Annotated in this window: 22 protein-coding genes and 1 tRNA gene; 13 read left to right on the forward strand and 10 right to left on the reverse strand. The window is 67.1% G+C overall.

What is annotated here, in order from left to right:
- The first annotated feature begins 240 nt into the window (after positions 1–240).
- The 3 genes from D7Y61_RS12190 to D7Y61_RS12200 all read left to right on the forward strand — a co-directional run bounded on the left by D7Y61_RS12190 (position 241) and on the right by D7Y61_RS12200 (position 3,131).
- Positions 241–1,008, forward strand: coding sequence for a hypothetical protein (locus D7Y61_RS12190; RefSeq protein WP_180866460.1), 768 nt, complete (start codon positions 241–243; stop codon positions 1,006–1,008).
- Between the two features lie 303 nt (positions 1,009–1,311).
- Positions 1,312–2,250: a 2-dehydropantoate 2-reductase gene (panE, locus tag D7Y61_RS12195; protein WP_180866461.1), complete on the forward strand. Its 939-nt coding sequence runs from the start codon at positions 1,312–1,314 to the stop codon at positions 2,248–2,250.
- Between the two features lie 50 nt (positions 2,251–2,300).
- Positions 2,301–3,131: an epimerase gene (locus tag D7Y61_RS12200; RefSeq protein WP_180866536.1), complete on the forward strand. Its 831-nt coding sequence runs from the start codon at positions 2,301–2,303 to the stop codon at positions 3,129–3,131.
- 74 nt (positions 3,132–3,205) lie between these two features.
- Here D7Y61_RS12200 and D7Y61_RS12205 read toward each other — a convergent pair whose 3' ends face one another.
- Positions 3,206–4,003 (reverse strand): TatD family hydrolase, encoded by a 798-nt coding sequence (locus D7Y61_RS12205; protein WP_180866462.1) that lies wholly within the window; start codon positions 4,001–4,003, stop codon positions 3,206–3,208.
- A gap of 67 nt (positions 4,004–4,070) precedes the next feature.
- Here D7Y61_RS12205 and hrpB point away from each other — a divergent pair, with 67 nt between their 5' ends.
- Both hrpB and D7Y61_RS12215 read left to right on the forward strand, forming a co-directional pair.
- Positions 4,071–6,575 (forward strand): ATP-dependent helicase HrpB, encoded by a 2,505-nt coding sequence (hrpB, locus tag D7Y61_RS12210; protein ID WP_180866463.1) that lies wholly within the window; start codon positions 4,071–4,073, stop codon positions 6,573–6,575.
- Positions 6,576–6,710: 135 nt separating this feature from the next.
- On the forward strand, positions 6,711–7,085 hold the full coding sequence (locus tag D7Y61_RS12215; RefSeq protein ID WP_019336760.1) for a hypothetical protein: 375 nt from the start codon (positions 6,711–6,713) through the stop codon (positions 7,083–7,085).
- A 94-nt stretch (positions 7,086–7,179) separates the two neighbouring features.
- Here D7Y61_RS12215 and D7Y61_RS12220 read toward each other — a convergent pair whose 3' ends face one another.
- The 3 genes from D7Y61_RS12220 to D7Y61_RS12230 form a co-directional block, all read right to left on the reverse strand.
- Positions 7,180–7,719, reverse strand: coding sequence for a pseudouridine synthase (locus D7Y61_RS12220; RefSeq protein WP_180866537.1), 540 nt, complete (start codon positions 7,717–7,719; stop codon positions 7,180–7,182).
- A 64-nt stretch (positions 7,720–7,783) separates the two neighbouring features.
- Positions 7,784–8,050, reverse strand: coding sequence for a hypothetical protein (locus D7Y61_RS12225; RefSeq protein ID WP_012481577.1), 267 nt, complete (start codon positions 8,048–8,050; stop codon positions 7,784–7,786).
- Between the two features lie 95 nt (positions 8,051–8,145).
- Positions 8,146–9,003 carry a class I SAM-dependent methyltransferase gene (locus D7Y61_RS12230; protein WP_180866464.1) on the reverse strand — a complete coding sequence of 286 codons (858 nt, stop codon included), beginning with the start codon at positions 9,001–9,003 and terminating at the stop codon, positions 8,146–8,148.
- A gap of 169 nt (positions 9,004–9,172) precedes the next feature.
- Here D7Y61_RS12230 and D7Y61_RS12235 point away from each other — a divergent pair, with 169 nt between their 5' ends.
- The 4 genes from D7Y61_RS12235 to D7Y61_RS12250 all read left to right on the forward strand — a co-directional run bounded on the left by D7Y61_RS12235 (position 9,173) and on the right by D7Y61_RS12250 (position 13,642).
- Positions 9,173–10,129: an aldo/keto reductase gene (locus D7Y61_RS12235; RefSeq protein ID WP_180866465.1), complete on the forward strand. Its 957-nt coding sequence runs from the start codon at positions 9,173–9,175 to the stop codon at positions 10,127–10,129.
- Between the two features lie 683 nt (positions 10,130–10,812).
- A tRNA-Gln gene (locus D7Y61_RS12240) sits at positions 10,813–10,883 on the forward strand.
- Positions 10,884–11,240: 357 nt separating this feature from the next.
- On the forward strand, positions 11,241–12,365 hold the full coding sequence (locus tag D7Y61_RS12245) for a slipin family protein (RefSeq protein WP_180866466.1): 1,125 nt from the start codon (positions 11,241–11,243) through the stop codon (positions 12,363–12,365).
- A 56-nt stretch (positions 12,366–12,421) separates the two neighbouring features.
- Positions 12,422–13,642, forward strand: coding sequence for an RtcB family protein (locus D7Y61_RS12250; protein ID WP_180866467.1), 1,221 nt, complete (start codon positions 12,422–12,424; stop codon positions 13,640–13,642).
- A 183-nt stretch (positions 13,643–13,825) separates the two neighbouring features.
- On the opposite strand, the gene D7Y61_RS12255 is transcribed toward D7Y61_RS12250, so the two are convergent.
- Positions 13,826–14,731, reverse strand: a complete 906-nt coding sequence (locus D7Y61_RS12255; RefSeq protein ID WP_180866468.1) for an NAD(P)/FAD-dependent oxidoreductase — start codon at positions 14,729–14,731, stop codon at positions 13,826–13,828.
- Positions 14,721–15,176, reverse strand: a complete 456-nt coding sequence (locus D7Y61_RS12260) for an Rrf2 family transcriptional regulator (protein WP_180866469.1) — start codon at positions 15,174–15,176, stop codon at positions 14,721–14,723. Before D7Y61_RS12260 ends, D7Y61_RS12255 begins: the two co-directional genes overlap by 11 nt.
- A 183-nt stretch (positions 15,177–15,359) precedes the next feature.
- On the opposite strand from D7Y61_RS12260, the gene D7Y61_RS12265 reads away from it, so the two are divergent.
- A complete protein-coding gene (locus D7Y61_RS12265) occupies positions 15,360–17,480 on the forward strand; it encodes a methyl-accepting chemotaxis protein (RefSeq protein WP_180866470.1) in 2,121 nt (706 codons plus the stop codon).
- 91 nt (positions 17,481–17,571) lie between these two features.
- Here the strand turns inward: D7Y61_RS12265 and D7Y61_RS12270 are convergent, their stop codons facing one another.
- Positions 17,572–18,474 carry a LysR family transcriptional regulator gene (locus tag D7Y61_RS12270; RefSeq protein WP_180866471.1) on the reverse strand — a complete coding sequence of 301 codons (903 nt, stop codon included), beginning with the start codon at positions 18,472–18,474 and terminating at the stop codon, positions 17,572–17,574.
- A 105-nt stretch (positions 18,475–18,579) separates the two neighbouring features.
- On the opposite strand from D7Y61_RS12270, the gene D7Y61_RS12275 reads away from it, so the two are divergent.
- A complete protein-coding gene (locus tag D7Y61_RS12275; RefSeq protein ID WP_180866472.1) occupies positions 18,580–19,794 on the forward strand; it encodes an MFS transporter in 1,215 nt (404 codons plus the stop codon).
- 103 nt (positions 19,795–19,897) lie between these two features.
- Positions 19,898–20,707, forward strand: a complete 810-nt coding sequence (gene dkgB / locus D7Y61_RS12280) for a 2,5-didehydrogluconate reductase DkgB (protein ID WP_180866473.1) — start codon at positions 19,898–19,900, stop codon at positions 20,705–20,707.
- A gap of 161 nt (positions 20,708–20,868) precedes the next feature.
- On the opposite strand, the gene D7Y61_RS12285 is transcribed toward dkgB, so the two are convergent.
- The gene (locus D7Y61_RS12285; protein WP_180866474.1) at positions 20,869–21,576 is read right to left on the reverse strand and encodes an alpha/beta fold hydrolase; all 708 of its coding nucleotides are present in this window, start codon (positions 21,574–21,576) and stop codon (positions 20,869–20,871) included.
- Between the two features lie 139 nt (positions 21,577–21,715).
- Between D7Y61_RS12285 and D7Y61_RS12290 the strand changes: the two genes are divergently transcribed.
- Positions 21,716–22,096 carry a YbjQ family protein gene (locus D7Y61_RS12290; RefSeq protein WP_180866475.1) on the forward strand — a complete coding sequence of 127 codons (381 nt, stop codon included), beginning with the start codon at positions 21,716–21,718 and terminating at the stop codon, positions 22,094–22,096.
- Between the two features lie 36 nt (positions 22,097–22,132).
- Here D7Y61_RS12290 and D7Y61_RS12295 read toward each other — a convergent pair whose 3' ends face one another.
- Complete coding sequence (locus D7Y61_RS12295; RefSeq protein WP_180866476.1) at positions 22,133–24,859, reverse strand: bifunctional acetate--CoA ligase family protein/GNAT family N-acetyltransferase; 2,727 nt, start codon at positions 24,857–24,859, stop codon at positions 22,133–22,135.
- A gap of 129 nt (positions 24,860–24,988) precedes the next feature.
- A complete protein-coding gene (mgtE, locus tag D7Y61_RS12300) occupies positions 24,989–26,359 on the reverse strand; it encodes a magnesium transporter (RefSeq protein WP_180866477.1) in 1,371 nt (456 codons plus the stop codon).
- Positions 26,360–26,688 lie beyond the last annotated feature (329 nt).

Below are 26,688 nucleotides of genomic sequence, written 5' to 3' on the forward strand. Positions count from 1 at the left end.
GCTGCAAGTACGTCCATGTAAGCTCGGTCGCCGCATCCATGCGGCTCACGCCCCCGCAACCGGACCCACCCCGCCTTCGACAGTTTCCGGCGATCTGTCGGGACGATGTTCTCCGCTGCTGTTGGTAGGTGTCGACCTTGGTCGACACGGTAGATCCACGCCATGCGTGGATGAAGCGTTCCTGTAGAGCCAAGCTGATGCTTGGCTCTTTTCGTTTCGGATTACGGCTAGGCTGTGGCGATGAAGATCACTCCCATTCCGTTGGACAAGGCCGTGTCGGATGGTCCGATCGATGCGTTCAGCCATGTCCTGCTGAGCGATTCGCCCATGCTGGATGAGGTGCTGGATTGCCTGGCCTCGCTGCAGGCGGCTGATCCCCTTCATCGTTATCTGTGCACGCTCGACGAAGTCGGCCAGTGCCGCTACACCAGCATGCACGCGTCGGACGACGAGCGCATCGCGCTGTACGAGGACGAAGACCCGGCGACGCCGGAAGATGCGTTGGCGGCACGCGAGCGGTTGCTGGCGCACGTCGTCGCGCAGCTTGAGCATTCCACGCATCGGCTGCAGTGGACAGCGCTGGCGGGTACGTTGATGTGCAGCGACGAGGACATCGAGGCGCTGGTCGCTGCCAATGCGACACCTGATCTCATCATCGATGACGTGATCTGCGTGCAGCAGGTACCCGTAGCCAGTGACGACCTGCTGATTGCCGCCCTGCCCAACGGCTACTTCAGCGCGGACTGGGACATCTTCCAGAACCACACCCTGATCCGGCATCTGCAGGAGCGCTACGACTACCGCCTGTTCGGACTCGGCGCATCGTGGCTCGGTTTCCAGCGCGACCGCGCACCGTCGCCTGCAGAGGCGGGCGCGTTGGTCGCGGACCTGCAGCGCGTCTACGCGGCCGGAACGCACGACACGTGGTCACAACTGGCTGCAACGCTGGCCACCCGCACCACACTGCTATTGGGCTACACCGAAGACTTCAGCGAACAACTACCCTGAGCACCGCTCTACACGAGCTCGCGCAGCGAGCGACCCGCTTCCGCCTTCGCTTCTGATCTGCTTTCCGTGGTGGCCGCGCCCGGAAACTGTCAGGGGCCGTGTGCGCTGGATTCGCGGGGGTATCCGCGCCATGGATGGCGCGGCTAAGCCCCCATGGACGGGTTCACGGCGTCCCCCGCGAACCCAGCGCACACGGCCCAGCTCATGAAACCAACTGCACGAACCACCACGAGGGGCTCCGCCGTTGGCCGCAATCTCCGGCACAATCGCACTCCTGATTCCCCAGAAAACGGTGAACGTGCAATGCGCATCCTGATCCTCGGCGCCGGCGGTACCGGCGGTTACTTCGGCGGTCGCCTGGCCCAGGCCGGCGTAGATGTGACCTTCCTGGTGCGCCCCGCACGCGCCGCCCAGCTGGACCGCGATGGCCTGGTCATCCGCAGCCCGCTCGGCGACGCCAGCTTCCCGGTGCAGCACGTCACCGCCGACGCCCTTCCCGCGCTTGCCGCACAGAAGCCGTTCGACCTGGTCATCCTCAGCTGCAAGGCCTACGACTTGGACAGCTCGATCGATGCCATCGCTCCGGCCGTGGGCGCGAACACCACCGTGCTGCCGATCCTCAACGGTCTGCATCACTACAACGCGCTGGAGCTGCGCTTCGGCCGCGACGCTGTGCTCGGCGGCCTGTGCTTCATCAGCGCCACCAAGGCCCCCAACGGCGCCGTGCTGCACTTGGGCAAGCCGGCCAAGCTCACCTTCGGCGAGCGCGACAGCGGTGCCATCTCCGAACGCGTGCGTGCCTTCGCCGCCGCCTGCGTGCAGGCCAACCTCGATCATCTGGCCAGCGAGCACATTGGCCAGGAACAGTGGATCAAGTACACCTTCCTGACCGCGCTGGCCGCCTCGACCTGCCTGCTGCGCGCGGATATCGGCAGCATCGTCGCCACCGATGATGGCGAGGCGATCGTGCGTGGCCTGTACGACGAATGCCTGGCCGTGGCCGAAGCTGCCGGTGAGCCGATTCCCGATGCTGCGCAGGACACCGCACGCGGCACCCTGACCCAGGCCGGCTCTGCGTTGAAGGCTTCGATGCTGCGCGATCTGGAAGCCGGCCAGCAGGTGGAGGCAGAACAGATCGTCGGCGACATGCTGGCGCGCGCGCGCAAGGCCGACCAGGAAGCTCTGCTGCTGCAGGTCGCCTACAGCAGCCTGCAGGCCTACCAGGCGCTGCGCAGCGCGTGAGCGCCGCGTTGCAGACCAACGTGCTGCCGGCGCGGGTGCTGATCCTCGGCATGGGCTGGAGCGGGTGCGTGCTGGCTACGCATCTGCGGGCGTTGGGCGTACACGTGGCCGGCACGGTGCGCGACCCGGCGTCGGCACCGCACGATGGCCTGCCGCGCCATCAGCTGCGAGCTGACATGCCACCGTCGCCCGCCCTGCTCGATGAGATCGCGCATGCCGAGGCCGTGCTGTGCAGCGTGCCGCCCGATGCCGAGGGTGACCCGGCACTGCGCCTGTTGTTGCCCACGCTGCAGGCCAGCCCGGCATTGCGCTGGGTCGGCTATCTGTCGTCGACCTCGGTGTATGCCGACCGCGCCGGCGGTTGGATCGACGAGTGCAGCGCGGCCGATGCCGCTGATGCGGTCGGCGTGCAGCGCCGCCTCGCGGAAAACCAGTGGCGTCTGTTGGCGGAAGAACGCGGCATCGCTTCGGCGGTGTTCCGTCTGCCCGGGCTGTACGGGCCGGGTCGCAATGCGCTGATGCAGTTGGCGCAGGGGCGTGCACGCCACGTGGTGCGGCCCGGGTTGGTGTTCAACCGCCTGCATGTGGAGGATCTTGTCGCGGTGATCATCGCCGCGATGCAGCGGCCCACCGCACAAGGTTTGTACCTGCCCAGTGATGACGAGCCGGCAGCGCCGCAGGACGTGCTGGCCTTCGCTGCACAGCTGGGTGGGTTTGCGCTGCCGCCGGCCGTGGCCTGGGATGACCCGGCACTGAGCCTGACACTGCGACGCTTCTACGAGAGCAACAAGCGCATCGACAGCCGCGGCACGCGTGCGGCGCTGGGGTGGGCGCCGCGGTTCCCCAGCTACCGTGAAGGCCTGCGCGACCTACTCCGGTAGTGCCCGCCGCTGGCCGGCAATCGCACGATGATTGCGGCATTCATGCTGTTGCCGGCCAGCGGCCGGCACTACCATCAACCGGCGTCGGGCAGCCGGAAGAAAGTGCGCGTGGCCGCCGTGGCATTGGCCGCCGTCACCGCCACGTCCTCGCCACGGTCGCGCGCCAGCTCCTCGACGATGTGCGAGAGGAACATCGGTTCGTTGCGGCGGTCCTTCGGCATCGGCTTCAGCGTGCGCGGCAGCAGGTACGGTGCGTCGGTCTCGATCATCAGGCGGTTGGCCGGGATGTTTTTCACCAGCTCGCGCAGGTGCGCGCCACGGCGCTCGTCGCACAGCCAGCCGGTGATGCCGATGTACCAGTCCTGGTCCAGGTAGTCGAACAGCTCGTCGCGCTCGCCGGTGAAGCAGTGCACCACCGCCGGGCCGACGCGGCCCTCGAAGTTCTTCATCTGTGCCATGAAGTCGGCGTGCGCATCGCGCTGGTGCAGGAATAGCGGCTTCCCATTCTCAGCGGCCAGCTGCAGCTGGCGCTCGAACGCGCGGTGCTGCGCAGGGCGCGGCGAGAAATCACGGAAGTAGTCCAGGCCGCATTCGCCCACGGCCACCACTTCCGGGTGCGCATGCAGCGCGCGCATCTCGGCATCACATTCCTCGGTGTACTCCACCGCGTGATGCGGGTGCACGCCGGCGGTGGCATACAGGAAGCCCGGGTGCTGCTGTGCCAGCTGCAGGGCCAGCGGTGAGTGCTCGCGGCTGGCACCGGTGATGACCATCTGCACCACGCCGGCCTGGCGCGCGCGGTCCAGCACGGCATCGCGGTCGCGGTCGAAGGAGTCGTGGGTCAGGTTGGCGCCGATATCGATCAGGTGCATGGTCATCGCGGGGGAAAAGTGCCCGCGCATTGTACCTGCGCCCGCCGTGGCCCCTTATCCTTTACACATGAACGCCCCGCTCTTCCCTATTTCCCCGCTGCTGCCGCAGATCCAGCAGCACCTCGCCGCGCAGCCGCGGCTGGTGCTGGAGGCACCGCCCGGCGCCGGCAAGACCACCCAGGTGCCGCTGGCGCTGCTCGATGCACCGTGGCTGCAGGGGCGGAAGATCATCCTGCTGGAACCGCGCCGGGTCGCCGCACGCAGCGCCGCGCTGTTCATGGCGCGGCAGCTGGGCGAAGAGGTGGGCGGCACCGTCGGCTACCGCATCCGCTTCGAGAACAAGGTTTCGGCACGCACCCGCATTGAAGTCGTCACCGAAGGCATCCTCACCCGCATGCTGCAGGACGACCCGATGCTGGAAGCCGTCGGTGCGATCCTGTTCGACGAATTCCACGAGCGCCATCTCAGCGGCGATCTGGGCCTGGCACTGGCGCTGGACGTCCAGGCACAGCTACGCGATGACCTGCGCCTGGTGGTGATGTCGGCCACGCTGGATGGCGAGCGCCTGGCACGCTTCCTCGATGCGCCGCGACTGAGCAGCGAGGGCCGCAGCTACCCGGTGGCGATCAGCCATTTCCCGGCGCGCCGCGATGAAGCGCTGGAGCTGCAGGTGCGCCGCGCGGTGCAGCAGGCGCTGGCCGAACACCCCGGCGACCTGCTGGTGTTCCTGCCCGGCCAGCGCGAAATCGCGCGCGTGCAAGCTGGACTGCAGGAATCGCTGGACGCCGGAATCGAAGTGCTGGCCCTGCACGGTGAACTACCGGTGGAACAGCAGGCGCGCGTATTGCAGGCCGCCAGCGACGGTCGCCGCCGCGTAGTGTTGGCCACCAACGTGGCCGAATCCTCGGTGACCCTGCCCGGCGTGCGTGTGGTGATCGACAGCGGCCAGGCGCGCGAACCGCGCTACGACCCCAACAGCGGCTTCACCCGGCTGGACGTGGTGGCGATCGCGCAGGCCTCGGCCGACCAGCGTGCCGGCCGTGCCGGACGCGTGGCCGAGGGCATGGCCTGGCGGCTGTGGCCGCAGTCGCAGCGGTTGGAACCGCAGCGCCGCGCCGAGATCGACCAGGTGGAACTGGCCGGACTGGCACTGGAACTGGCGGCCTGGGGCAGCAGCGACCTGCGCTTCCTCGACCCGCCGCCGGCCGGCCCGATGGGCGCGGCACGCGAACTGCTGCAACGGCTCGGCGCCCTGTCCAGCAGCGGTGCGATCACCGCGCTCGGCCGCCGCGTGCTGGCGCTGGGTACACACCCGCGCATGGCGGCGATGCTGCTGGCAGCGCCCGATGCACGCGCGCAGGCACTGGCGGCGGATCTGGCCGCGCTCCTTGAAGCGCGCGATCCGTTGCGCCAGGGCGGCGACGCGCTGGCTGCGCGATGGCGTGCACTGGCGGCGTTCCGCAATGGGCGTGTACCGGGCGACGCCAATCGCAGCGGACTGGCCGCCATCGATGCAGCCGCCAAGCAGTGGCGCCGACGCCTGCGCTGCGAAACCGCACCGCCGGCCAGCGTCGAGGCCCATGAGCTCGGTGACCTGCTCGCACATGCCTTCCCTGATCGCATCGGCTCCCAGCACCCCAACGATCCATTGCGCTACCTGCTGGCCAATGGCCGCAGCGCACGCCTGCACGAACTGAGCGACCTGCGCGGCGAGCCGTGGCTGGTCGCCAGTGAACTGCGCTTCGAAGCACGCGATGCATTGCTGCTGCGCGCTGCACCGGTGGACGAAGGTGCCTTGCGCAAAGCGTGGCCGGAGCGCTTCGTCACCGACGATGTGGTGCGTTGGGACAGTGAACGCCGCGCCCTGGTGGCCCTGCGCGAGACCCGTTTCGACCGCATCGTGCTGGACAGCCGCTCGGCCGGCCGGGTCGATCCGCAGCACGCCGCGCAGGCGCTGACCGACGCGGTGGCCGAGCTCGGCCTGCAGGCACTGCCATGGACCGAAGGCCTGCGCCAGTGGCAGGCACGGGTGGAATCGCTGCGCCGCTGGATGCCGGAGCTGGATCTGCCCGACTGCAGCGACGCGGCCCTGCTGGCCAACCGTGCGCAGTGGCTGCAACCGGCATTCGCCGGCAAGAGCCGCCTGGATGCGCTGGATGAGGCCAGTTTCGGCGAGGCACTGAAGTCGCCGCTGGAATGGTCACAACGGCAGCTGGTCGAGCGCCATGCGCCGACCCGCATCACCGTGCCTTCAGGCTTGGAACGGCCGATCACCTACGCATTGGACAGCGAGAGCGGCGAACCGCTGCCGCCGGTGCTGGCGGTGAAGCTGCAGGAACTGTTCGGCCTGGCTGACACCCCGCGCATCGCCGACGGCCGCGTGCCGCTTACCCTGCACCTGCTCTCGCCCGGTGGCCGCCCACTGCAGGTCACCCAGGACCTGCGCAATTTCTGGGAAAACACCTACGCGGAAGTGAAAAAGGAAATGAAGGGCCGCTACCCGCGCCATCCGTGGCCGGATGACCCGTGGACGGCGACTGCCACCCATCGGGCCAAGCCGCGCGGGACCTGACCGGTGGGGCCGGCTGCGGACCCTGCCTGATCCTGAATGGCTGCGGTAAAGTCACGCCACGTGTGACCTCGACTGACATACCGTTTACGGGCAACACGCGACACTGGACTTCGACCCGAGGCAAAGGACCCCCGCATGAGCAAGCTGACCGTAATCACCGACCGCGCTCTGGAGCGCGCCCTGGAGCTGGCCCACACCGCCGGCGATGGCCTGAAGAGCGCCGGTGGCAGCCTGCGCAATGCGGACTGGATCAAGACCGGCGCCGCCATCGGCGCAGTGAAGACCGGCGGCAAGGCCGCAACCAAGTTCGTGCGCCGCAATCCGGCAGTGGCCGTGGCCGCCGCTGCGGTCGGTGTAGGCCTGCTCGGCTACGCGCTGTACCGCAAGCAGCAGAAGAAGAAGGCCGCCAATGGCCACGTGGTGAATGGGCAGGCGCAGCGGATCAACGCACGTGACCGCCGCAACGACACCGTGGTGGACGAGCACAGCGATATCGGCAGCGACGCCTGAGCCTGCCGGGGTCGGATCCTTTCCACAGGAAGGACTCTGACCCCAAGGCACTACATGAGGGCCGGACACCGGAAGGTATCCGGCCCTTTCTGCATCAACCGATCTGCCGCCACTGCCCCGGCTGCAGGTCGTCCAGCCGGTAAGGCCCCATCGACACGCGGACCAGCCGCAGCGTCGGCAGGTTCACCGCCGCGGTCATCCGCCGCACCTGCCGGTTGCGGCCTTCCCGGATCGTGATCGCCAACCAGGCATCGGGCACGGTCTTGCGGAAGCGCACCGGCGGATCGCGTGTCCACAGCGACGGCGCCGGATCGAGGCGCTCGATCTTCGCCGGCAGGGTCGGCCCGTCATTGAGCACCACGCCTTCGCGCAGCTGCTGCAGCTGTTCGTCGCTGGGCATGCCTTCCACCTGCACCCAGTAGGTCTTGCCGGCCTTGTGCTTCGGGTCGGTCAGCTTGTGCGCCAGCGTGCCGTTATCCGTCAGCAGCAGCAGGCCCTCGCTGTCATGGTCCAGGCGACCGGCGGCATACACGCGCGGCGGCAGGCCGAACCCGGCCAGCGTCGGCCGCGGCGGTACGCTGCGGTCGGTGAACTGGCAGAGCACGTTGAAGGGCTTGTTGAAGGCGATCAGCATTGCGGGCACGGCAGTCGGCGGGTGGGGCATTGTCCCATTCCCGCATCGCCGCCGCGATCACCACTCAGCCGAAGACCTTCCTTTCCATCAACAGCGCAACGAGCACCACCACGGCGCCGCACGTGGCGGCAGCGTTGGCGCGATACCGTAGCCGCGCTACCGGCGGGCAGGCCCTGCGCGCACGTTCGTCCCACAGGCAACCCACGAGCAGCACCGCAAAACCTGCCGCTGCCACGAGATCATGCACGTGACCCGCATGGAACACGAAGTCGTACAACCGCGGCAGCGCCATCAATGCGAAGGCGAAGTACAGCACTTTCTTCAACAGCACACTCCATTGGTGGCAGCGCCGGGCATTGCCCGGCCGCTACCCATTCCGCCCGACACCGCGCTGCGCGCTCACCAGGCACGGCCCGGCGCCCCCCTTTACGGCTTGATGAAGCGCAGGGTCATGCGGTCGCTTTCGCCGATCCCCTGGTACTTCGCATCATCGGCCTTGTCGTGCTGATTGGTCGGCGGCAGCGTCCACACGCCGTTCGGGTGGTCCTTGGTGTCGCGCGGGTTGGCGTTGACCTCGCTGCGCGCGTCCAGCTTGAAGCCGGCGGCCTCGGCCATCGCAATCACCTGCTGCTGACCGACATAGCCGGTGTTATCGTCGTCGGCCACGTCGGCCTTGGCGCGGTGCTCGACCACGCCCAGCACGCCGCCCGGCTTGAGCACGTTGAAGAAGCCCTGGAACATGCCCTGTGCCTGGCCGGCCTTGCGCCAGTTGTGCACGTTGCGGAAGGTCAGCACCACGTCGGCTGAACTGGCCGGGCCGAACACCGGCTTGGCCGGATCGTAGGCCACCACGGCGGTCTTGCCGAACTGTGCCGGCGCACCGGCGTACTTCTTTTCCAGGCTGTCGCGGCTGCGCTGCTGGTAGTCACGGCCGCGCCCTTCGGCAACCGCCATCGGATCGACCACGGCAGCAATGTAATGGCCCTTGTCATGCAGCAGCGGCGCCAGGATCTCCGAGTACCAGCCGTTGCCGGGGGTGATCTCGATGACGGTCTTTTCCGGCGTCACCTTGAAGAACGACAGCGTCTGCGCCGGATGACGGAAGCCATCGCGCTTGACGTTGTTGGCATCACGGGTCGACGCTTTCACCGCCGCATCGATGGCCGGTGAGACCTGGATCTTCGCCGGTGCCACCGTGGCCGGTGCGGCGAACGCGGGAACAGCGGCAAGCAGGGCCGAAGCAAGCAGCAGGCGGCAACCAAGCAGGGACGAAGCAGGCATCATCGGAGCGACTCCAGCGGAAGATGCGGCGAGACTAGCAGCCGCGGCGTCCCAGGTGTTCACAAAACGTTAGCTGCGTGCGTATCGCGGAACACTGTTTTGTGGTCACCGCCGCAGCACGGTCACACAACGCGTTTTATTCTGGAGCACTTCCCCCAAGGAGTCCGTGCCCATGACGGCAACCCGCGAACTGGGCCGTTCCGGCCTGCATGTACGTCCGCTCGCCTTCGGTGGCAACGTGTTCGGCTGGAGCGCCGATGAGAAGGCCAGCTTCGCCCTGCTCGATGCCTTCGTCGACGCCGGCTTCAACCTGGTCGACACCGCCGATGTGTATTCGGCCTGGGTGCCGGGCAATGCCGGTGGCGAATCGGAAACGCTGATCGGCAAGTGGTTCGCCCGCAGCGGCAAGCGCGACAAGGTGGTGCTGGCAACCAAGGTGGCCAAGTGGGCCGAACGCCCCGGCCTGACCCCGGACAACATCAACGCCGCGGTGGAAGATTCGCTGCGCCGCCTGCAGACCGACGTGATCGATCTGTACCAGGCCCACGAGGATGACGAGTCAACGCCGCTGGAAGCGACCCTGGCCGCATTCGGCCGGCTGATCGAAGCCGGCAAGGTGCGCGCGATCGGTGCCTCCAACTACAGCGCCACGCGCCTGGCCGATGCGCTGAAGGTATCCACCGACTACAAGCTGCCGCGTTACGAAACCCTGCAGCCCGAGTACAACCTGTACGACCGCGCCGGCTACGAGAAGGAGCTGGAACCGCTGGTGCAGCGTGAACAGATCGGCGTGATCGGCTACTACGCGCTGGCCAGTGGCTTCCTCAGCGGCAAATACCGCACGCCGGCCGATGCGGCCAAGAGCCCGGCGCGTGGCGAGAACGTGGTGAAGCGCTATCTGAATCCGCGTGGCCTGCGCATCCTGCAGGCACTGGATGACGTGGCCAGCAAGCACGGCGCCAGTGCCGCGCAGATCGCACTGGCATGGCAGATCGCACGGCCGTCGATCACCGCGCCGATCGTCAGCGCCACCAGCGTCGAGCAGCTGCACGATCTGCTGGCCGCAGCCAACGTGTCGCTGAGCGTGCAGGATGTCGCACAGCTGGATGCCGCCAGCGCGGAAGCTTGAGACCCGGTAGTGCCGGCCGCTGGCCGGCATTGCACAGTCCGGTAGTGCCGGCCGCTGGCCGGCATTGCGCGGTAAAGAAGAAAATAATTGAACAAAATGGTTGCGCACGAATAAATCGTGGTTTATCGTGCGCACCTCGTTTCAACAACCACTGGAAACTTCCCTTGAACGCGCATTCCGTCGCCATCGCCAAACTGCTGCCATGCCTGCGCATGGACGTGCTGGCGCGCGCGTTCGGCAAGGAAGTCCAGCTGACAACGGCCTGATACCCGCCCTGCGGAGATCGGCCACCCCGATCTCCGAGGCTTGACGACGCCCTCGGAACGCAAGTCCCGGGGGCGTTTTCGTTTGCGTCGGCACAAGGACCCGCGATGCCAGAACTGCACCCCGCGCGGCAACCCGCCGCTCGCTGACCCAGGTTTCTCCCGCCCCGCCGAAGGATTTACTTCGCGCGATCGGCAGCGCCTGGACATTATCTGCATCGCACCCAAACATTATCGCTCGCGATAATGTCGGCGGCCTGCACCCTCGATTCTCCAACGGTCCCGTTTCCACCACGGGCTGGTGCGCGCGGCATTGCCGTGGCGTATGCCGGAGGTCGCGGACATGCCATCGCCTGGATCGCCTGCTGGAGGCAGGCACCGGTTCGCCGGTACGCGGTTCGATTCCGCGCGGTTCACCACTGGATAGCTCAGTCGGGTAGAGCAACGGATCCTGATTCCGTCTGTCGTGGGTTCGACTCCCACTCCAACCACATGACCTCTCACGTCATGACTTGAAGCAACACCCGGGGCGCAAGCCCCAGCGGCCATCGTCGCCGTCCACCGACATCGCCTTCGGGCAGGAACGTGGAAGGCAACGGACCGCACGCCGGGCCCCGGCCCGCCGCCACTGCCAGCCACGTTCCGCACCGGTGCTGCCTGCCGGGAACGACGATGGCAGCACTGCCGGCGCATCGAAGGCTCCGCGCGCGGACCGTCCGCCGATGGCCGCCCTCTTCCGCTGCCTGCACGTGATGTGCAGGCAGCCTCGCCACGACCGGATCGACCCGGGTCATGGCGATTCATCCGCAACGGGTCGAACCACCAGAGCCATACAAGGAGAGACTCCCATGTTCTGGACCATCAAGGTCGTGATCGGCGACGGCGAGCGCGGCCTGGTGTATCGCAACCGTCGTTTCCAGCAGATCCTGCTGCCGGGCGTGCACCGCCTGTCGCCGTTCGGCGGCCGACCGCACGTGGACATCCACACCGCATCCAAGGGCGCGGCCTACACCGGCAGCGACCAGGACAGCCTGATCGAAGCGCTGGGCGCACAGCTGGACACGCACTTCGTGCTGGCCAACGTCGGCGCCAGCGAGGTCGGCCTGTTGCTGCGCAACGGCCGCATCGATGAAGTGCTGCCGCCGGGCAGCCGCCGTCTGTACTGGCGCGGTTCGGTCGATACCCAGGTGCAGGTAATGGCGTTGGGTGACGAGCCGCGCATTCCGGCGGACGTGCAGCAGCGCCTGGGCCAGTTGGGCGTGCTGCCGCGTGTGGCGGTGATCAGCACCGTGCCGAGCGAGTCGGTCGGCCTGCTGTTCATCGATGGCACGCTGCGGCAGACGCTGGACGCCGGCCTGCACGCGTTCTGGAACTTCAACGGCAACGTATCGGTGGAGCGTGTGGAGCTGCGTGCCCGTTCGCTGGACGTGTCCGGCCAGGAACTGCTCAGCCGCGACAAGGTGACCCTGCGGGTGAACCTGGCTGCGACCGTGCAGGTGGTCGACCCGGTGCGTGCACACCGCACGCTCAGCAATGCCGACGAGTTCGTCTACCGGCAGCTGCAGTTCGGCCTGCGCCAGGCGATTGCCGCGCGCAGCCTGGACGAGCTGCTGGGCGACAAGGCCGCACTGGACGGCGAGATCGCCGCCCATGTGCAGGCGGCGATCGAGGGCCACGGCGTGCGGCTGCTCGGCGTGGGCATCAAGGACGTGATCCTGCCGGGTGAGATGAAGGAGATCCTCAACGGTGTGGTGCTGGCCGAGAAGCAGGCCCAGGCCAGCGTGATCCGCCGTCGCGAGGAGGCCAACGCCACGCGTTCGCAGCTCAACACCGCAAAGCTGATCGAGGACAACCCGGTGCTGATGCGCTTGAAGGAGCTGGAGGCACTGGAGAAGGTCACCGAGAAGATCGACACGCTCACCGTGTTCGGCGGCCTGGAGGGCGTGCTGAAGCAGCTGGTGACGATCAGGTAGGGGGTAGCGGCGGCGCAGGGACGCGCCGCCGGCCCATCAAGGACAAACACAAAGACATGGACACTCAACAGAACTATCAATGGCTGCACGCCGAGGGCACCACGCCGATCAAGGGCTGGGTCAACGGTGTGCCGCTGGAGGCGCAGGCGCATGAGCAGCTGCGCAACATCGCCGCGATCCCGTTCGTCGGGCCGTGGGTGGCCGTGATGCCGGACGTGCACCTGGGCAAGGGCGCGACCGTGGGCTCGGTGATCCCGACCCGCGGTGCGATCATCCCGGCCGCGGTCGGCGTCGACATCGGCTGCGGCATGGCGGCGGTGCGTACCACGCTGCGTGCCAACGACCTGCCCGATGACCTGCGGCAGCTGCGCAACAGCATCGAGCGCAGCATCCCGGTCGGCAACGGACGCGGCGGCGAGCACCACCGCATGCCCGACAGCATCCATACGCGGCTGGTGCAGTCCGGGCTGGCCGCCGGCCTGGAGAACATCAAGGACAAGCACCGCAGGATCCGCACCGACAAGCTCGACCGCCAGCTGGGTACGCTGGGCGGAGGCAACCACTTCATCGAACTGTGCCTGGACGAGACGGACACGGTGTGGGTGATGCTGCACAGCGGATCGCGCGGCACCGGCAACCTGATCGGCACCTACTTCATCGAGAAGGCGCGCGAGGAACTGGCCCGGCGCCTGCTCGGCTTCCACCTGCCGGACAAGGACCTGGCGTTCTTCATGGAAGGCGAGCCGCTGTTCGATGACTACGTCGAGGCGGTGTCGTGGGCGCAGGACTACGCCCGGCAGAACCGCGAGGCAATGATGTCGCGGGTGCTGGCCGAGATGCGCCACCGGCTGCCGAAGTTCCAGCTGGCAGCGATGGCGGTGAACTGCCACCACAACTACGTGCAGAAGGAGACACACCACGGCCAGGAACTGCTGGTGACGCGCAAGGGCGCGGTCAGCGCGCGCGAGGGCGAGCTGGGCATCATTCCCGGCAGCATGGGCACGCGCAGCTACATCGTGCGTGGCAAGGGCAACGCGGACAGCTTCCACAGCTGCAGCCACGGTGCCGGCCGGGTAATGAGCCGTGGCGCTGCGCGCCAGCAGATCACGCTGGCCCAGCACCGCGAGGCCACCGCGCATGTGGAATGCCGCAAGGACAGCGGCGTGCTGGACGAGTCACCGGCCGCGTACAAGTCGATCGACGATGTAATGGCCGCACAGCTGGACCTGGTCGACGTGGTGCACACCCTGCGCCAGGTGCTGTGCGTGAAGGGATGATGGAACGGTGCCGGCCAAGGCCGGCACCTGCTCGACGGGCACGGGCGAATGGATGCCCGGGATCCGTAGAGTCAAGCTTGCTCGACTGCTCTTCCACGCCATGCGTCGATGAACACGCCATGCGTCGATGAAACGGCGCCGACCAAGGTCGGCATCTACCAGAGCAGCACGTCGCGTCGGGGGTCAGCGCGGCACGCTGTCCTCGGCCACCAGCGCATGATGCACGCCGATCCCCGCACGCACGCCCTCGGCGGTGGCCAGGGTGATATTGCCGACCGTGGTCGCATCGCCTGCGGCGTACACGTTCGGCACCGAGGTCTGCTTCATCATGTCGACCTCGATCAGCACCCCCAGCGGGCTCTCGACCAATGTGCACCCCAGCTGCTGCACCAGCGGCGTGGCCATCGCCTGGGTAGCCGGCACGAACAACGCCCGCTGGGCGATACGGCGGCCGTCGGCCAGCTCCACTTCCAGCCAGGTCGGCTGGTCGCCCTGCACACCCAGCACGGGTGACGTCTCGATGTGCACGCCACGCTGCTGCATGGCGGCGCGTTCCTCATCGGTGATCTCCAGACCCATGCTGAAGAACGTGACATTGCCCCAGTCGGCGAACAGCGGCGCCTTGCTGGCGGACATCGGATGGCCGCCGAGCAGGCCGATGGCACCACCACCGACTTCATAGCCGTGGCAGTAGGGGCAGTGCAGCACGGTGCTGCCCCAGCGCTCGGCCAGTCCGGGCAGTTCCGGCAGCTGGTCGGCGATGCCGCTGGCCAGCAGCAGCTTGCGCGCGGCCAGCACCTGACCATCGGCGGTACGCACTTCCACGCCTTCGGCGGTGGTGCGGGCGTGCTCCACTTCGGCATGCACCCAACGCACCGTGGGGTAATCCAGCAATTGCTGGCGCGCGGTCTTCAGCAGATCGGCGCCACTGATGCCATCCAGCCCCAGCACCCCGTGCGAATGACTGGCGAAGCGATTGCGCGGTGAACCGGCATCGATGACGGTGACCGGGCGACGGGCACGGGCCAGGATCAGGCCGGCGGCAATGCCGGCGTAGCTGCCGCCGACGATGAGCACATCAGGATTCATGGTGACCTTCCAGGGAACGGTGATGGGCAAGATGGCGGGCGAAGTCGGCGCCGAGCTGGTCCAGCGTGGTCGCCTGCAGGCGCTGCTCAAGCAGCCGCTGCGCCTCGCGCGCGCCTTCGAGCAGGGCGCTGTTGACCAGCTGCTGGATCGGGCAGCCACCGCCGGAATCGCGAGCGCCGACCTGGACCAGCGGCGATGCTCCCACCGCCAGATAGATGTCATGCAGGGTGATCGCCGCGGCATCGCGTGCCAGCTGACTGCCGCCGCCGTGACCACGGGTGCTGCGCACCAGGCCGGCCTTGTGCAGCTGTGCCAGCAGACGACGGATCACCACCGGATGGGTCGGCAGGCAGGACGCCAGCTGTTCGGACGTGCGCGGGGCGGTATGGCCGACCAGGTGCGCCATCACGTGCAGGGCGTCGGAGAGTGGGTTCGCGGATTTCATGTAACAACATTAGTTACATTTAGTTCCTCTGTCGAGGGTCTGCTTTCGTTCCATATGGACACATCTGTCCTATGAAACATCTCCTTCACATCACTAAACGAAACGCGAATGTGATGCGCGTCGCACTTCAGCGCATGCGTAGCGGGTCGATACCGCAGTGCCCCTTCCCGAGAGTGCTTCCCCATGAATGCGTCTGTCCGTGCTCCGCGCCTGCAGTCCAAGCTGCTCGGCGCGGTTTCCGTTGGTCTGGCCGTGGTCCTGCTGTGCGCACTGGCGGGCCTGGCCTCCGCCTGGTTGAAGCTGTCCACCGAAGTTCCACCCGAAGTCGCGCACAGCCGCGATGCAGAACGCCTGCAACGCGAGTTCCGCGGCCAGGTGCAGGAATGGAAGAACGTGCTGCTGCGCGGCCACGACGATGCGCTGCGCCAGCGCCATCTGGATGCCTTCGACAGCGAGGGCCGCCTGGTCGAGCAGCTGGCCAAGGGCCTCACAACCAGTCCGGACGCGCGCACGCGTGAACTGGCACAGGCCTTCATCGGCCTGCACACGCAACTGCAGAAGGACTACCACGCCGCCCTGCAGGCGTTTGCGGAGGCCGGCTACGATCCCGCCGCCGGCGACAACCTCGTGCGCGGCAAGGATCGCCCTGTGGCTACGGCACTGGATGCATTGAGCACGCATGCCACGCAGGTGGCCGAAGCGGCGGTGACGGCACGGTCGCAGCAGGCGCGGCAGACCCTGCTGCTGTGTGCAGCGCTGACCGTGCTGGCTGCCGTGCTGCTGTTGATGGGCCTGGCCTGGTGGTTGCGGCGTGCGGTAGTGCAGCCGGTGCTGGCGGTGGAAGCCGCCGCGCGTGCGGTGGCCGCCGGTGATCTGCAGCACGTGGTGCAGGTGCGCAGCCGCGACGAGATCGGTCGCCTCGCGCAGGCAATGCAGGCGGTGCAGTCCACGCTGCGTGGCGTCCTGGACGCACAGGCGACGATGGCGCAGGCGCATGACGCCGGCACCATCAGCCATCGCATGGATGCCAGTGCGTTCCCGGGTGCATTCGGCGAAATGGTCGCCGACAGCAATGCATTGGTCGATGCCCATATCCAGGTAAAGCTGCGTGCGATTGCGATCATGGGCCGCTACGCCGTCGGTGACCTCAGCCAGGACATGGAACGCCTGCCCGGCGAAAAGGCCGTGATCACCAACGCATTGGATACGGCCAAGGCCAATCTCGGCGTGATCAACGGCGAGATCCGCCGCCTGGCCGAAGCCGCTGCCGCCGGTGACTTCAGCCAGCGCGGCGACAGCGCACGCTTCGAACACGATTTCCGCGCGATGGTCGACGGCCTGAACCGCCTGATGCAGACCACCGAGTTGAACCTGGGGGAGGTCTCCGGCGTGCTGCGCGCGATTGCCGATGGCCGCCTTGGTGCGCGCATGCACGGCGATTTCCAGGGCGTGTTCGCACGCATCGCCGGCGACGCCAACACCACCGCCGCGCAGCTGGCGACCATCGTCACCGACATCAAGCACGCCTCCGGCAGCATCCACACTGCGGCAGCGGAGATTGCCGCCGGCAACAACGACCTGTCGCGCCGCACCGAACAGCAGGCGGCCAACCTGGAAGAGACCGCCGCATCGATGGAGGAACTGACCTCCACCGTGCGCCAGAACGCCGAGCACGCACGCCAGGCCAACCAACTGGCCATCGGCGCGCACACGGTCGCCTCGCAGGGCGGCAGCGTGGTCGGCCAGGTGGTGGCGACGATGGGCGCGATCGAGACCTCGTCGCGGCAGATCGCCGAGATCATCAGTGTGATCGATGGCATCGCGTTCCAGACCAACATCCTGGCGCTGAACGCGGCGGTTGAAGCGGCACGCGCCGGTGAGCAGGGTCGCGGCTTCGCCGTGGTGGCCAGCGAAGTGCGCACGCTGGCACAGCGCTCGGCCGGTGCCGCCAAGGAAATCAAGGCACTGATCGAAGCCTCGGTGGAACAGGTCGGCCACGGCGCACAGCGCGTGCGCGAGGCCGGCGACACCATGGCCGAGATCGTAGCGTCGGTGCAGCGCGTGACCGACATCATGGCCGAGATATCGGCGGCCTCGCAGGAGCAGAGCGCGGGCATCGAACAGGTCAGCCAGACGGTGATCCAGATGGATGGCACCACCCAGCAGAATGCGGCGCTGGTGGAAGAAGCCAGTGCCGCCGCACGCAGCCTGGAACAGCAGGCGAACCGATTGATCGATGCCGTGGATGTGTTCGACCTGTCGACCACCGCCGCAGCGAAGGACGTGCTGGCGCGCGCGGCGTGATCCTTTGCAGGCAGTCGAGCATGGGCTCGGCTCTACACCGGGCCGTCGATCGTGCCGGGCTCTGTAGAGCCGAGCCTACGCTCGGCTCACATCAGCGCAGGTAACCGCTCTGCGCCATCGCATCACCCAGGTAATCCAGGAACGAACTGATCCGCGCCGACACTGCGGTGTTGCGGTAGTACACCGCATGGATCGGCTGGTACACATCCAGCGTCTGCGCAGACAGCACCGGCACCAGGGTGCCGGCGGCGCGGTCGCGGTCGGTCACGAAGTCGGACAGGCAGGTGATGCCCACCCCTTCCACCGCCAGCCGGCGCAGCGTCTCGCCGCTGGACACCGCGATGTCCGGGCGCACCCGCAGCAGGCCATCGGCGTCGCCCGGCAGTGGCCAGTGATTCAATGATTCCGGTTCGTTGAAGCTGAGCAGGGTGTGCTGGCCCAGCGCCGCCACGCTGGCCGGTTGGCCATGTGCGGCCAGATAGGCCGGGCTGGCCACCAGACGCAGCCGGCAGCGGCCCAACGGCCGCGCATGCAGGGTGGAATCGGCCAGCGGCCCGATCCGGATCGCCAGGTCGGTGCGCCGTTCCAGCAGGTCGATGTAGCGCTCGGAGCTGTTCAGCTCCAGCTGCACTTCCGGATAGCGTGCACGATAGCCGGCTACCAGCGGCGCAATCACATGCAGCACGAACGGCATCGCCGCATCCACGCGCAGGCGTCCGGCCGGGCGCTCGCGGCGGGCGGCCATCTGTTCCTCTGCCGATTCCACCGCGTCGATGATCGCCCGAGCATGGCGCAGGTAAGCCTCGCCCTCGGCGGTCAGGTGCAGGCGGCGCGTGGTGCGGGTCAGCAGGGTGGTGCCCAGCTTGTCCTCCAGCCGCCCCAGCGCACGGCTGACGCCGGAGGGCGTCTGCCCCAGCTGCTCGGCCGCGGCGCTGATCGAACCGCTGTCGATCACCGTCAGGAACGCCTGCATTTCATCGAGGGTGGTTTTCATGGCGCCATTATTGACCACGCAGCAAGAGTGATTGGCGTGAAGATGGGTTTTTAGGCAAAGGTGCGCCGCGCACACTGCGCGCCTTCCTTCCCTCTGGAGCCTGCCATGATCCGTGGCATTCCCCTTGCCCTGCTGGCCCTGACCCTCGGTGCCTTCGCCATCGGCACCACCGAGTTCGTCATCGTCGGCCTGATCCCGACCATCGCCGCCGACCTGCAGGTCAGCCTGCCCTCGGCCGGCCTGCTGGTGTCGCTGTATGCGCTGGGCGTAGCCATCGGCGCGCCGGTGCTGACTGCGCTGACCGGGCGCGTACCGCGCAAGCAGCTGCTGGTGGCGCTGATGGTGCTGTTCACCGTCGGCAATATCATCGCGTTCATGGCACCGGGCTACACCTCGCTGATCGCCGCGCGCATCCTTACCGGCCTCGCGCATGGCGTGTTCTTCTCGATCGGTTCGATCATCGCCACTGCAGTGGTACCGAAGGAGAAGGCGGCCAGTGCCATCGCCATCATGTTCACCGGGCTGACCGTGGCGCTGGTGACCGGCGTGCCGCTGGGCACCTTCATCGGCCAGCACCTGGGCTGGCGTGCCACCTTCCTGGCCGTGGCCGGGCTCGGTGTGATCGCACTGCTGGGCGCGTTGCTGTTCGTGCCGCGCAGCGTGCCGCAGAGCGCCCCGTCCAGCTTCCGCCAGCAGATGGCGGTGCTGGCCCAGCCGCGCCTGCTGCTGGTCTATGCGATGACCACGCTGGGTTATGGCGGCACCTTCCTGGCCTTCACCTACCTGGCGCCGATCCTGCAGGACGTCACCGGCTTCTCGGCCAATGCGGTCAGCCTGGTGCTGCTGGTGTACGGCGTGTCGGTCGCGATCGGCAACCTGTGGGGCGGGCGCATGGCCGACCGCATGGGCCCGGTGCCGGCGCTGAAGCGCATCTTCGCGCTGCTGGCCGCGGTGCTGTTCGTGCTCACCTTCACTGCCCACAACACCTGGCTGATGCTGCTGACGGTACTGGCGCTGGGTGCCGTAGCGTTCGGCAACGTACCCGGCCTGCAGGTCTACGTGGTCAAGCAGGCACAGCGCTACGCGCCGCAGGCCAGCGATGTGGCATCGGGCCTGAACATCGCCGCGTTCAACATCGGCATCGCGCTGGGCGCCTCGCTGGGTGGCCTGGTGGTGGAGCACATCGGCCTGATGCACACGCCCTGGCTGGGTGCGCTTGTAGTGGTGGGCGCCTATGCGCTGACCGTCCTCAGCGGCCGCCTGGACCGCCGCGATGGCATCGATGAACGCGCCGACGGCATTGCCGTGGCTGCGCACTGAGCAGCAGCCGTGCCGGTCGCGCAATGCACCGTTGCCGGCATGCCGACATCGCCTGCCCTACCCTTTCCCTTCATCTCCTTTCCTTCCCCCACTGGAGTTCCCCATGACTGTCCCCGCTTTGGGTCTCGGCACCTTCCGCCTGAAGGACCAGACCGTGATCGACTCTGTGCGCAATGCGCTGGATGTCGGCTACCGCGCCGTTGATACCGCGCAGATCTATGGCAACGAAGCCGAGGTCGGCCAGGCCATCGCCGAGTCCGGCGTGCCGCGTGATGATCTGTACCTCACCACCAAGGTGTGGATCTCCGAGTTCCAGCACGATGCACTGCTGGCCAGCCTGCGTACCAGCCTGGAAAAGCTGCGCACCGACCGCGTCGACCTTGCGCTGATCCATTGGCCCTCGCCGAACGACAAGGTGGACGTGCCGATGGAGGAGTACCTGCCGGCGCTGGCCGAAGCCAAGGCGCAGGGGCTGACCAAGGCGATCGGCATCTCCAACTTCACCATCGCCCAGACCCGCAAGGCAATCGAGATCCTCGGCGCCGATGCCATCGCCACCAACCAGATCGAGATCCATCCGTACCTGCAGAACCGCCTGCTGGTGAAATTCCTGCAGGACAACGGCATCCACATCACCGCCTACATGAGCCTGGCCTATGGCGAGGTGATCAAGGACCCGGTGATCCAGGCCATTGCGGGCCGCCACCAGGCGACACCCGCGCAGATCGCGCTGGCCTGGGCACTGCAGCAGGGCTTCTCGGTCATTCCGTCCTCGACCAAGCGCGAGAATCTGGCCAGCAACCTGGACGCGGCCGCGATCCGCCTGACCGACGAAGACATGGCGCAGATCGCCAAGCTGGATCGTGGGCACCGCCTGGCCAATCCGGAAGGCATTGCGCCGGCCTGGGATTGATCCCGACTGCGGTTACCGAACCGAATCGGTGGGTACCGACCTTGGTCGGCACTGACCTCTGATCGATCGTTGAATCACCGTGCCGACCAAGGTCGGCACCTACCCATGATCGACCGTTGAAACACCGTGCCGAACAAGATCGCACCTAGGAGAAGCGGGGTTCACTCCCTGCTCTGCAACAACCACCCACGCATCGCTGCACTGACCTCGTCCGGCCTTTCCATCGGGGACAGGTGACCGCAATCGGGTACCACCACCAGCTGCGAATGCGGCACCAGGGCGTGCATTTCCTCGCTCACTGCCAGCGGCGTGATGCGGTCGTTGGCCCCGCAGACGATCAACAGCGGGTCACGGTAATCCAGCAGCACGTCATGGCCATCACGACGTTCCAGCGCGCTCTGGCGCAGGAACACTTCCGCTCCCAGTCGCGCGGTCATGTCGCGCACACGCTGCACCAGCACGTAGTCGTCCAGCCGCGAGGCATCGATGTAGCTGCGCATCAGCGCATCGCCGAAGCCATGGAACCTGCCCGGCAGGCGCACGCTGGCGCGCTGGCTGCGGCGCTGCTCGGCGCGCTCCGGCGAGTCGGCGTGGATCGAGGTATCAACCAGCGCCAGCTGCAGTACGCGCTCCGGGGCGATGCGCAGGATCTGCTGGGCGACGAAGCCACCCAACGAGAAACCGGCCAGGGCGAAGCGCTCCGGCGCTTGGGCCAGCACATCTTCGGCCACGGCCTGCAGGCTCTCGCCACGGGTCTGGTCGCCCACGGAGCAATCGGCGATGTCGGCCAGGTCGGCTAACTGAGCGCGCCACAGCTCGGCGTCGTTGAGCAGGCCGGGCAGCAGCAACAGGGGGATACGGTCGGTCATGGGGGTATTGTCGCGCCATCACGGTGGCGGAGCCATGCCGCAACGGGCGGTTGCATTGTAGAGTCGAGCCATGCTCGACTGCTGCACAGCCAGTCGAGCATGGCTCGACTCTACAGAAGGCAGCGATACGGACGCGACCATGGCAGACCCCTACAACAGCAGCCCCACGTCAGCACCCGCGCTGCGTTTCGACGATGCACTGGTCACCACCGCCTTCGAGCTGCCCGGCCATCGCGTGGTGCGCAACCTGGGCGTGGTACGTGGTATCACCGTGCGCTCGCGCTCGATCGTCGGCAATTTCCTCGGCGGCATCCAGACCCTGTTCGGCGGCAACATCACCATCTACACCGAGCTGTGCGAACAGGCCCGCGAGGAAACCTACCGCGACATGGTCAAGCACGCGCGGCAGCTGGGCGCCAACGCGATCATCGGCATGCGCTACGACGCTACTGATGTGATGACCGGGCTGACTGAAGTGCTGTGTTACGGAACGGCAGTGGTGGTAGAGCCGGTGCGATGAGGTAACTGCCGGGCATGGCCCGGCAGTTACCGGGGATCACGCCACCGGCGGCACGTCGGGCACTTCGACCTGCTGTACCGGCAGGGTCACCATCATCACCGTCGGGTCGTCCGGGTCGAGTCTGGTCTTGAACCCCAGGCTCTGGCACATCGCCAGCATGGTGCTGTTCTCGCGCAGCACTTGGCCTTCGACCACGTCCAGGCCCAGCCACTTGGCGTACTCGATCATGATCGCCATCAACCGCCAGCCGATGCCGTGGCCCTTCAGGTCCGAGCGGATCAGGATGCCGTACTCGCCGCGATGATAATCGGCATCGGCGTGCAGGCGTACCGCGCCCAGCATTTCGCCACTGCGTGGTTCGATCGCCACCAGCGCGATCGAGCGTGCGTAATCGAGCTGGGTCAGGCGCGCGATGAATTCGTGGCTGAAGTGCTTCACCGACTGGAAGAAGCGCAGCCGCAGGTCCTCGTCGCTGACACGGGCGAAGAACGCACGGAACAGTGCATCGTCTTCCGGACGCACCGGACGCACGAACGCACGGCCGCCATCGGATAGTTCGATGGTGCGCTCCCACTCCTTCGGATACGGGAACACCGAGAAGCGCGGATGGCCACGACCCTTGTGCAGGATGCGCGACGGTGCCACCGCCACGCGTGCGTCGAGGGCAAGAATGCCCTTGCTGTCGACCAGCAGCGGATTGATGTCCAGCGTGCGCACTTCGGGAATGTCGGCGGCCAGTTGTGCCAGCTTCACCAGCGCCAGTGCCAGTGCACGTTCGTCGGCTGCGGGCACATCACCGTAGGCCTTGAGGATGCGCGAGGCACGGGTCTGGCCGATCAGCTCATGGGCCAGGCGCAGGTCCAGCGGTGGCAATGCCAGCGCCTTGTCGTTGATCACTTCCACGGCCGTGCCGCCGCGACCGACCACGATGACCGGGCCGAAAGTCGCGTCATCGGCAATGCCGACGATCAGTTCGCGCGCCTTCGGACGGACGATGGTCGGTTGTACCAGCAGGCCATCGATGCGTGCATCCGGCCGCAGCTGGCGTGCGCGCGACAGGATCGCGTTGGCTGCGCTCTGTACCGCTGGCAGCGTCGTCAAATTCAGGCGCACGCCATCGACTTCCGACTTGTGCGGAATGTCCGGTGACAGGATCTTCAGTGCCACGCTGGCGCCGCGCTCCAGCAGCGGCTGCGCCAGGTCCATCGCCTCATGCGCATCGCGCGCATGCATCACCGGCGCGGAAGGAATGCCGTAGGCCTTGAGCAGTTCGTGGGTGGCCAGCGGGTCCAGCCACTGCTGGCCGTTGGCCAGCGCCGCATCGACCAGCGCGCGTGCGGCCGCCGTGTCGACACTGAAGTCCTGCGGCAGGCTGGGCGGCGTTTCCATCAGCGCGTTCTGCGCTTCGCGGTAACGCACCAGATGCTGGAAGCCGCGCACCGCCTCGGCCTCGGTCGGATAGGTCGGCACCCGCGCCGCGTTGAGCGTGGCGGTGGCCTGATCATCATTGCCCAGCCACACCGCGAATACCGGCTTGTCGCGGTGATGGCGCGGGCGCAGTCCGAGCGTACGGGTAAGTGCCTGTGCGGCGTCTGCAGATGAAGTGAATGCGGTCGGCACGTTGACCACCATCACTGCGTCATTCTCGTTGTCGGCCAGCAGCGCTTCGATGGCCGAGGCATAGCGGTCACCATCGGCGTCGACCACGATGTCCACCGGATTGCTGCGCGACCAGCCCTGCGGCAGCACCGCGTCGAGCTTCTCGATGGTGCTGTCGGACAGGTTGGCCAGCGTGCCACGCAATGCGATCAGCTGATCGACAGCCAGCCGGCCAACGCCGCCACCATTGCTGAGAATTGCCAGCCGACGACCAGGGAACGTGCCCAACCGCCCCAACGATTCGGCGGCAGTAAACAGTTCGTCCAGCGCGCCTACGCGCAGCAGGCCAGCGCGATTGAACGCCGCACCGTAGACATCGTCGGCGCGCGCCAGTGCCTGCACGTGGGTATCACGGCTGCCCGGCTGCACGCGTTCGGCGCGACCGGACTTCACCACCACCACCGGCTTGGCGCGTGCGGCGGCGCGCGCGGCCGACATGAACTTGCGTGCGTCCTTGATCTGCTCAACATACAGCAGGATGGCGCGGGTGCGGTAGTCGGTGGCGAAGTAGTCGAGCAGGTCGCCGAAGTCGACGTCCATCGTGTCGCCCAACGACACCACGGCGGAGAAACCCACCGAACGGGCCACGCCCCACTCCACCAGCGCAGCGGCAATGGCCGAGGATTCGGAGATCAACGCAAGATCGCCGGCCTGTGGGAAATGTGCGGCTATGCTGGCGTTGAGCCGTGCGTGCGGGGCAATCACGCCCAGGCAATGCGGGCCAAGGATGCGCAGGCCATGCTTGCGTGCCACCGCTTCCACCTGCGCCGACAGCGAGCCCGGGCCTTCACCCAGGTGCGCGGTGAGGATGATTGCGGCCTGCACGCCGCGCTCGGCAGCGGTGCGCACCACCTGCGGCACGATTGCTGCGGGGGCAGTGATCACCACCAGGTCCGGCACCCAGTCCAGGTCCTTCAGTCGCTTCACCGTGCGGATGCCATCGATCTCGGCATGCCGTGGGTTGATCCACGCCACCTTGCCGGGGAAGCCGGTGCCGCGAAGGTTGCGCATCACTGCGCGGCCAGCCGAACGCTCGCGCGGGCTGCCGCCGATCACCGCGACCGACTGCGGACGGAACACGGACTGCAGGTGGTAGGTACTCATGCGCCTACGGTACACGGACTGGCGCGGCAACGGCATGATCGTGCGCAGGGTCCTGACACCGCATCCACGCATGGCGTGGATCTACCGCCGGGACCAGTAGATCCACGCCATGCGTGGATGACGCTCCAGTTACAGCAGCGTGCCGTGCAGGATCATCGCAGCGATGCTGAAATAGATCACCAGGCCGGTCACATCCACCAGGGTAGCCACGAACGGGGCCGAGGCGCTGGCCGGGTCGAAGCCGAGGCGCTTGAGGATGAACGGAAGCATCGAACCGGACAGCGAGCCGAAGGTGACAATGCCGACCAGTGCCGCGCCAATGGTGATCGCCAGCAGGATCCAGTGCTCGCCGTAGTCGTGCAGGCCACCGAGCTGCCAGATCACGATGCGCACGATCGCCAGGCAGCCGAGGATGGCGCCCAGCACCATGCCGGTCGGGATCTCGCGGATGGCCACCTTCCACCAGTCGCGCAGGCGCAGTTCGCGCAGCGCCAGGCTGCGGATCAGCAGCGAGGTGGCCTGTGAACCGGAGTTGCCACCCGAACTCATGATCAGTGGAATGAACAGGGTCAGCACCACCGCACGTGCCAGTTCGTCCTCGTAGTGCTGCATCGCGCTGGCGGTCAGCATCTCACCCAGGAACAGCACGCTCAGCCAACCAGCGCGCTTGCGCAGCATCTCGAAGAAGCCGATCTGCATGTAGGGCTTGTCCAGCGCTTCCATGCCGCCGAACTTGTGTGCGTCCTCGGTGGATTCCTCGATCAGCGCATCCAGTACGTCGTCGACGGTGACGATGCCGAGCATCTGCTGCTGCGCATCGACCACCGGAATCGCCAGCAGGTCGTGGCGGCGGATCAGCCGCGCCACTTCTTCCTGGTCCATCAGCGCGTCCACCGTCACCGGCGGATTGACCTGGGCCACGTCCAGGATCGATTCCTCCGGCAGACCGGTGATCAGCCGGCGCATGGTCACCACCTGCTGCAGCTGCTGGCTGGCCGGCTCCAGCACGTAGATCGCGTACACCGTTTCGCGGGTGCGCTCGACCTGACGGATGTGCTGCAGAGTCTGCGCCACGGTCCAGCTGGCCGGCACCGCCACGTACTCGGTGGTCATCAGCGCACCGGCGGTGTTGGGCGGGTAGCTGAGCAGCTTCTGGATGGCCTGGCGGGCATCGGTGCCGAGCAGCGGGATCAGCCGCGCGCGCTCGTCCTCGTCCAGCTCGTGGACGATGTCGGTGGCGCGGTCGTCGGCCATCAGCCCGAGCAGGGCGGCGGCGCGGGCCGGCGGCAGCACCGCCACCAGCTCGCCGCTGCGCTGCAGCTCAGGGGCTTCCAGCATCTTCACCGCACGCGGCAACGGCAGCGCCGCCAGCGTGTCGGCGGCGCGGGTCAGCTCCAGCGTATTGAGAAACTCCACCGCGTCGGCGGTGTTGTAGTCCGCCAGCGGTGCAGCCAGGGCAGCGGCATCGGCCACCGGGCGCAGCAATTGCTTCTGGTTCATCGGGTTTGCCTTGTGGGGGTGCGACCTCGCGCAACGCCAACGCAGGCAAACCGTCCCTATGTCAGGCGGTGGCCATCGCTGGCGTCGAACGAGGTCGACTTCTACTGTCGCTGGACATGGGTTGGGGACTCCGGGATGGGTGTACTGGCGGACGCGCCGCCAGCGGCGGGCAGTCTGGACCCGTGGGCCATGCAGGTCAACCCGGTCCCGCCACGGCAGCACACTGCCCTGCAGGTTGTTCTCGTGCGTACACAGACCGGCGCGCATAATGGCGCGGTGGCGTTCGCCACGCTTTCTCCACCCGAACGGACGCACAGCGGGCTCCCCCG

Source organism: Stenotrophomonas maltophilia, from assembly GCF_013464485.1.
GTDB lineage: Bacteria > Pseudomonadota > Gammaproteobacteria > Xanthomonadales > Xanthomonadaceae > Stenotrophomonas > Stenotrophomonas maltophilia_AW.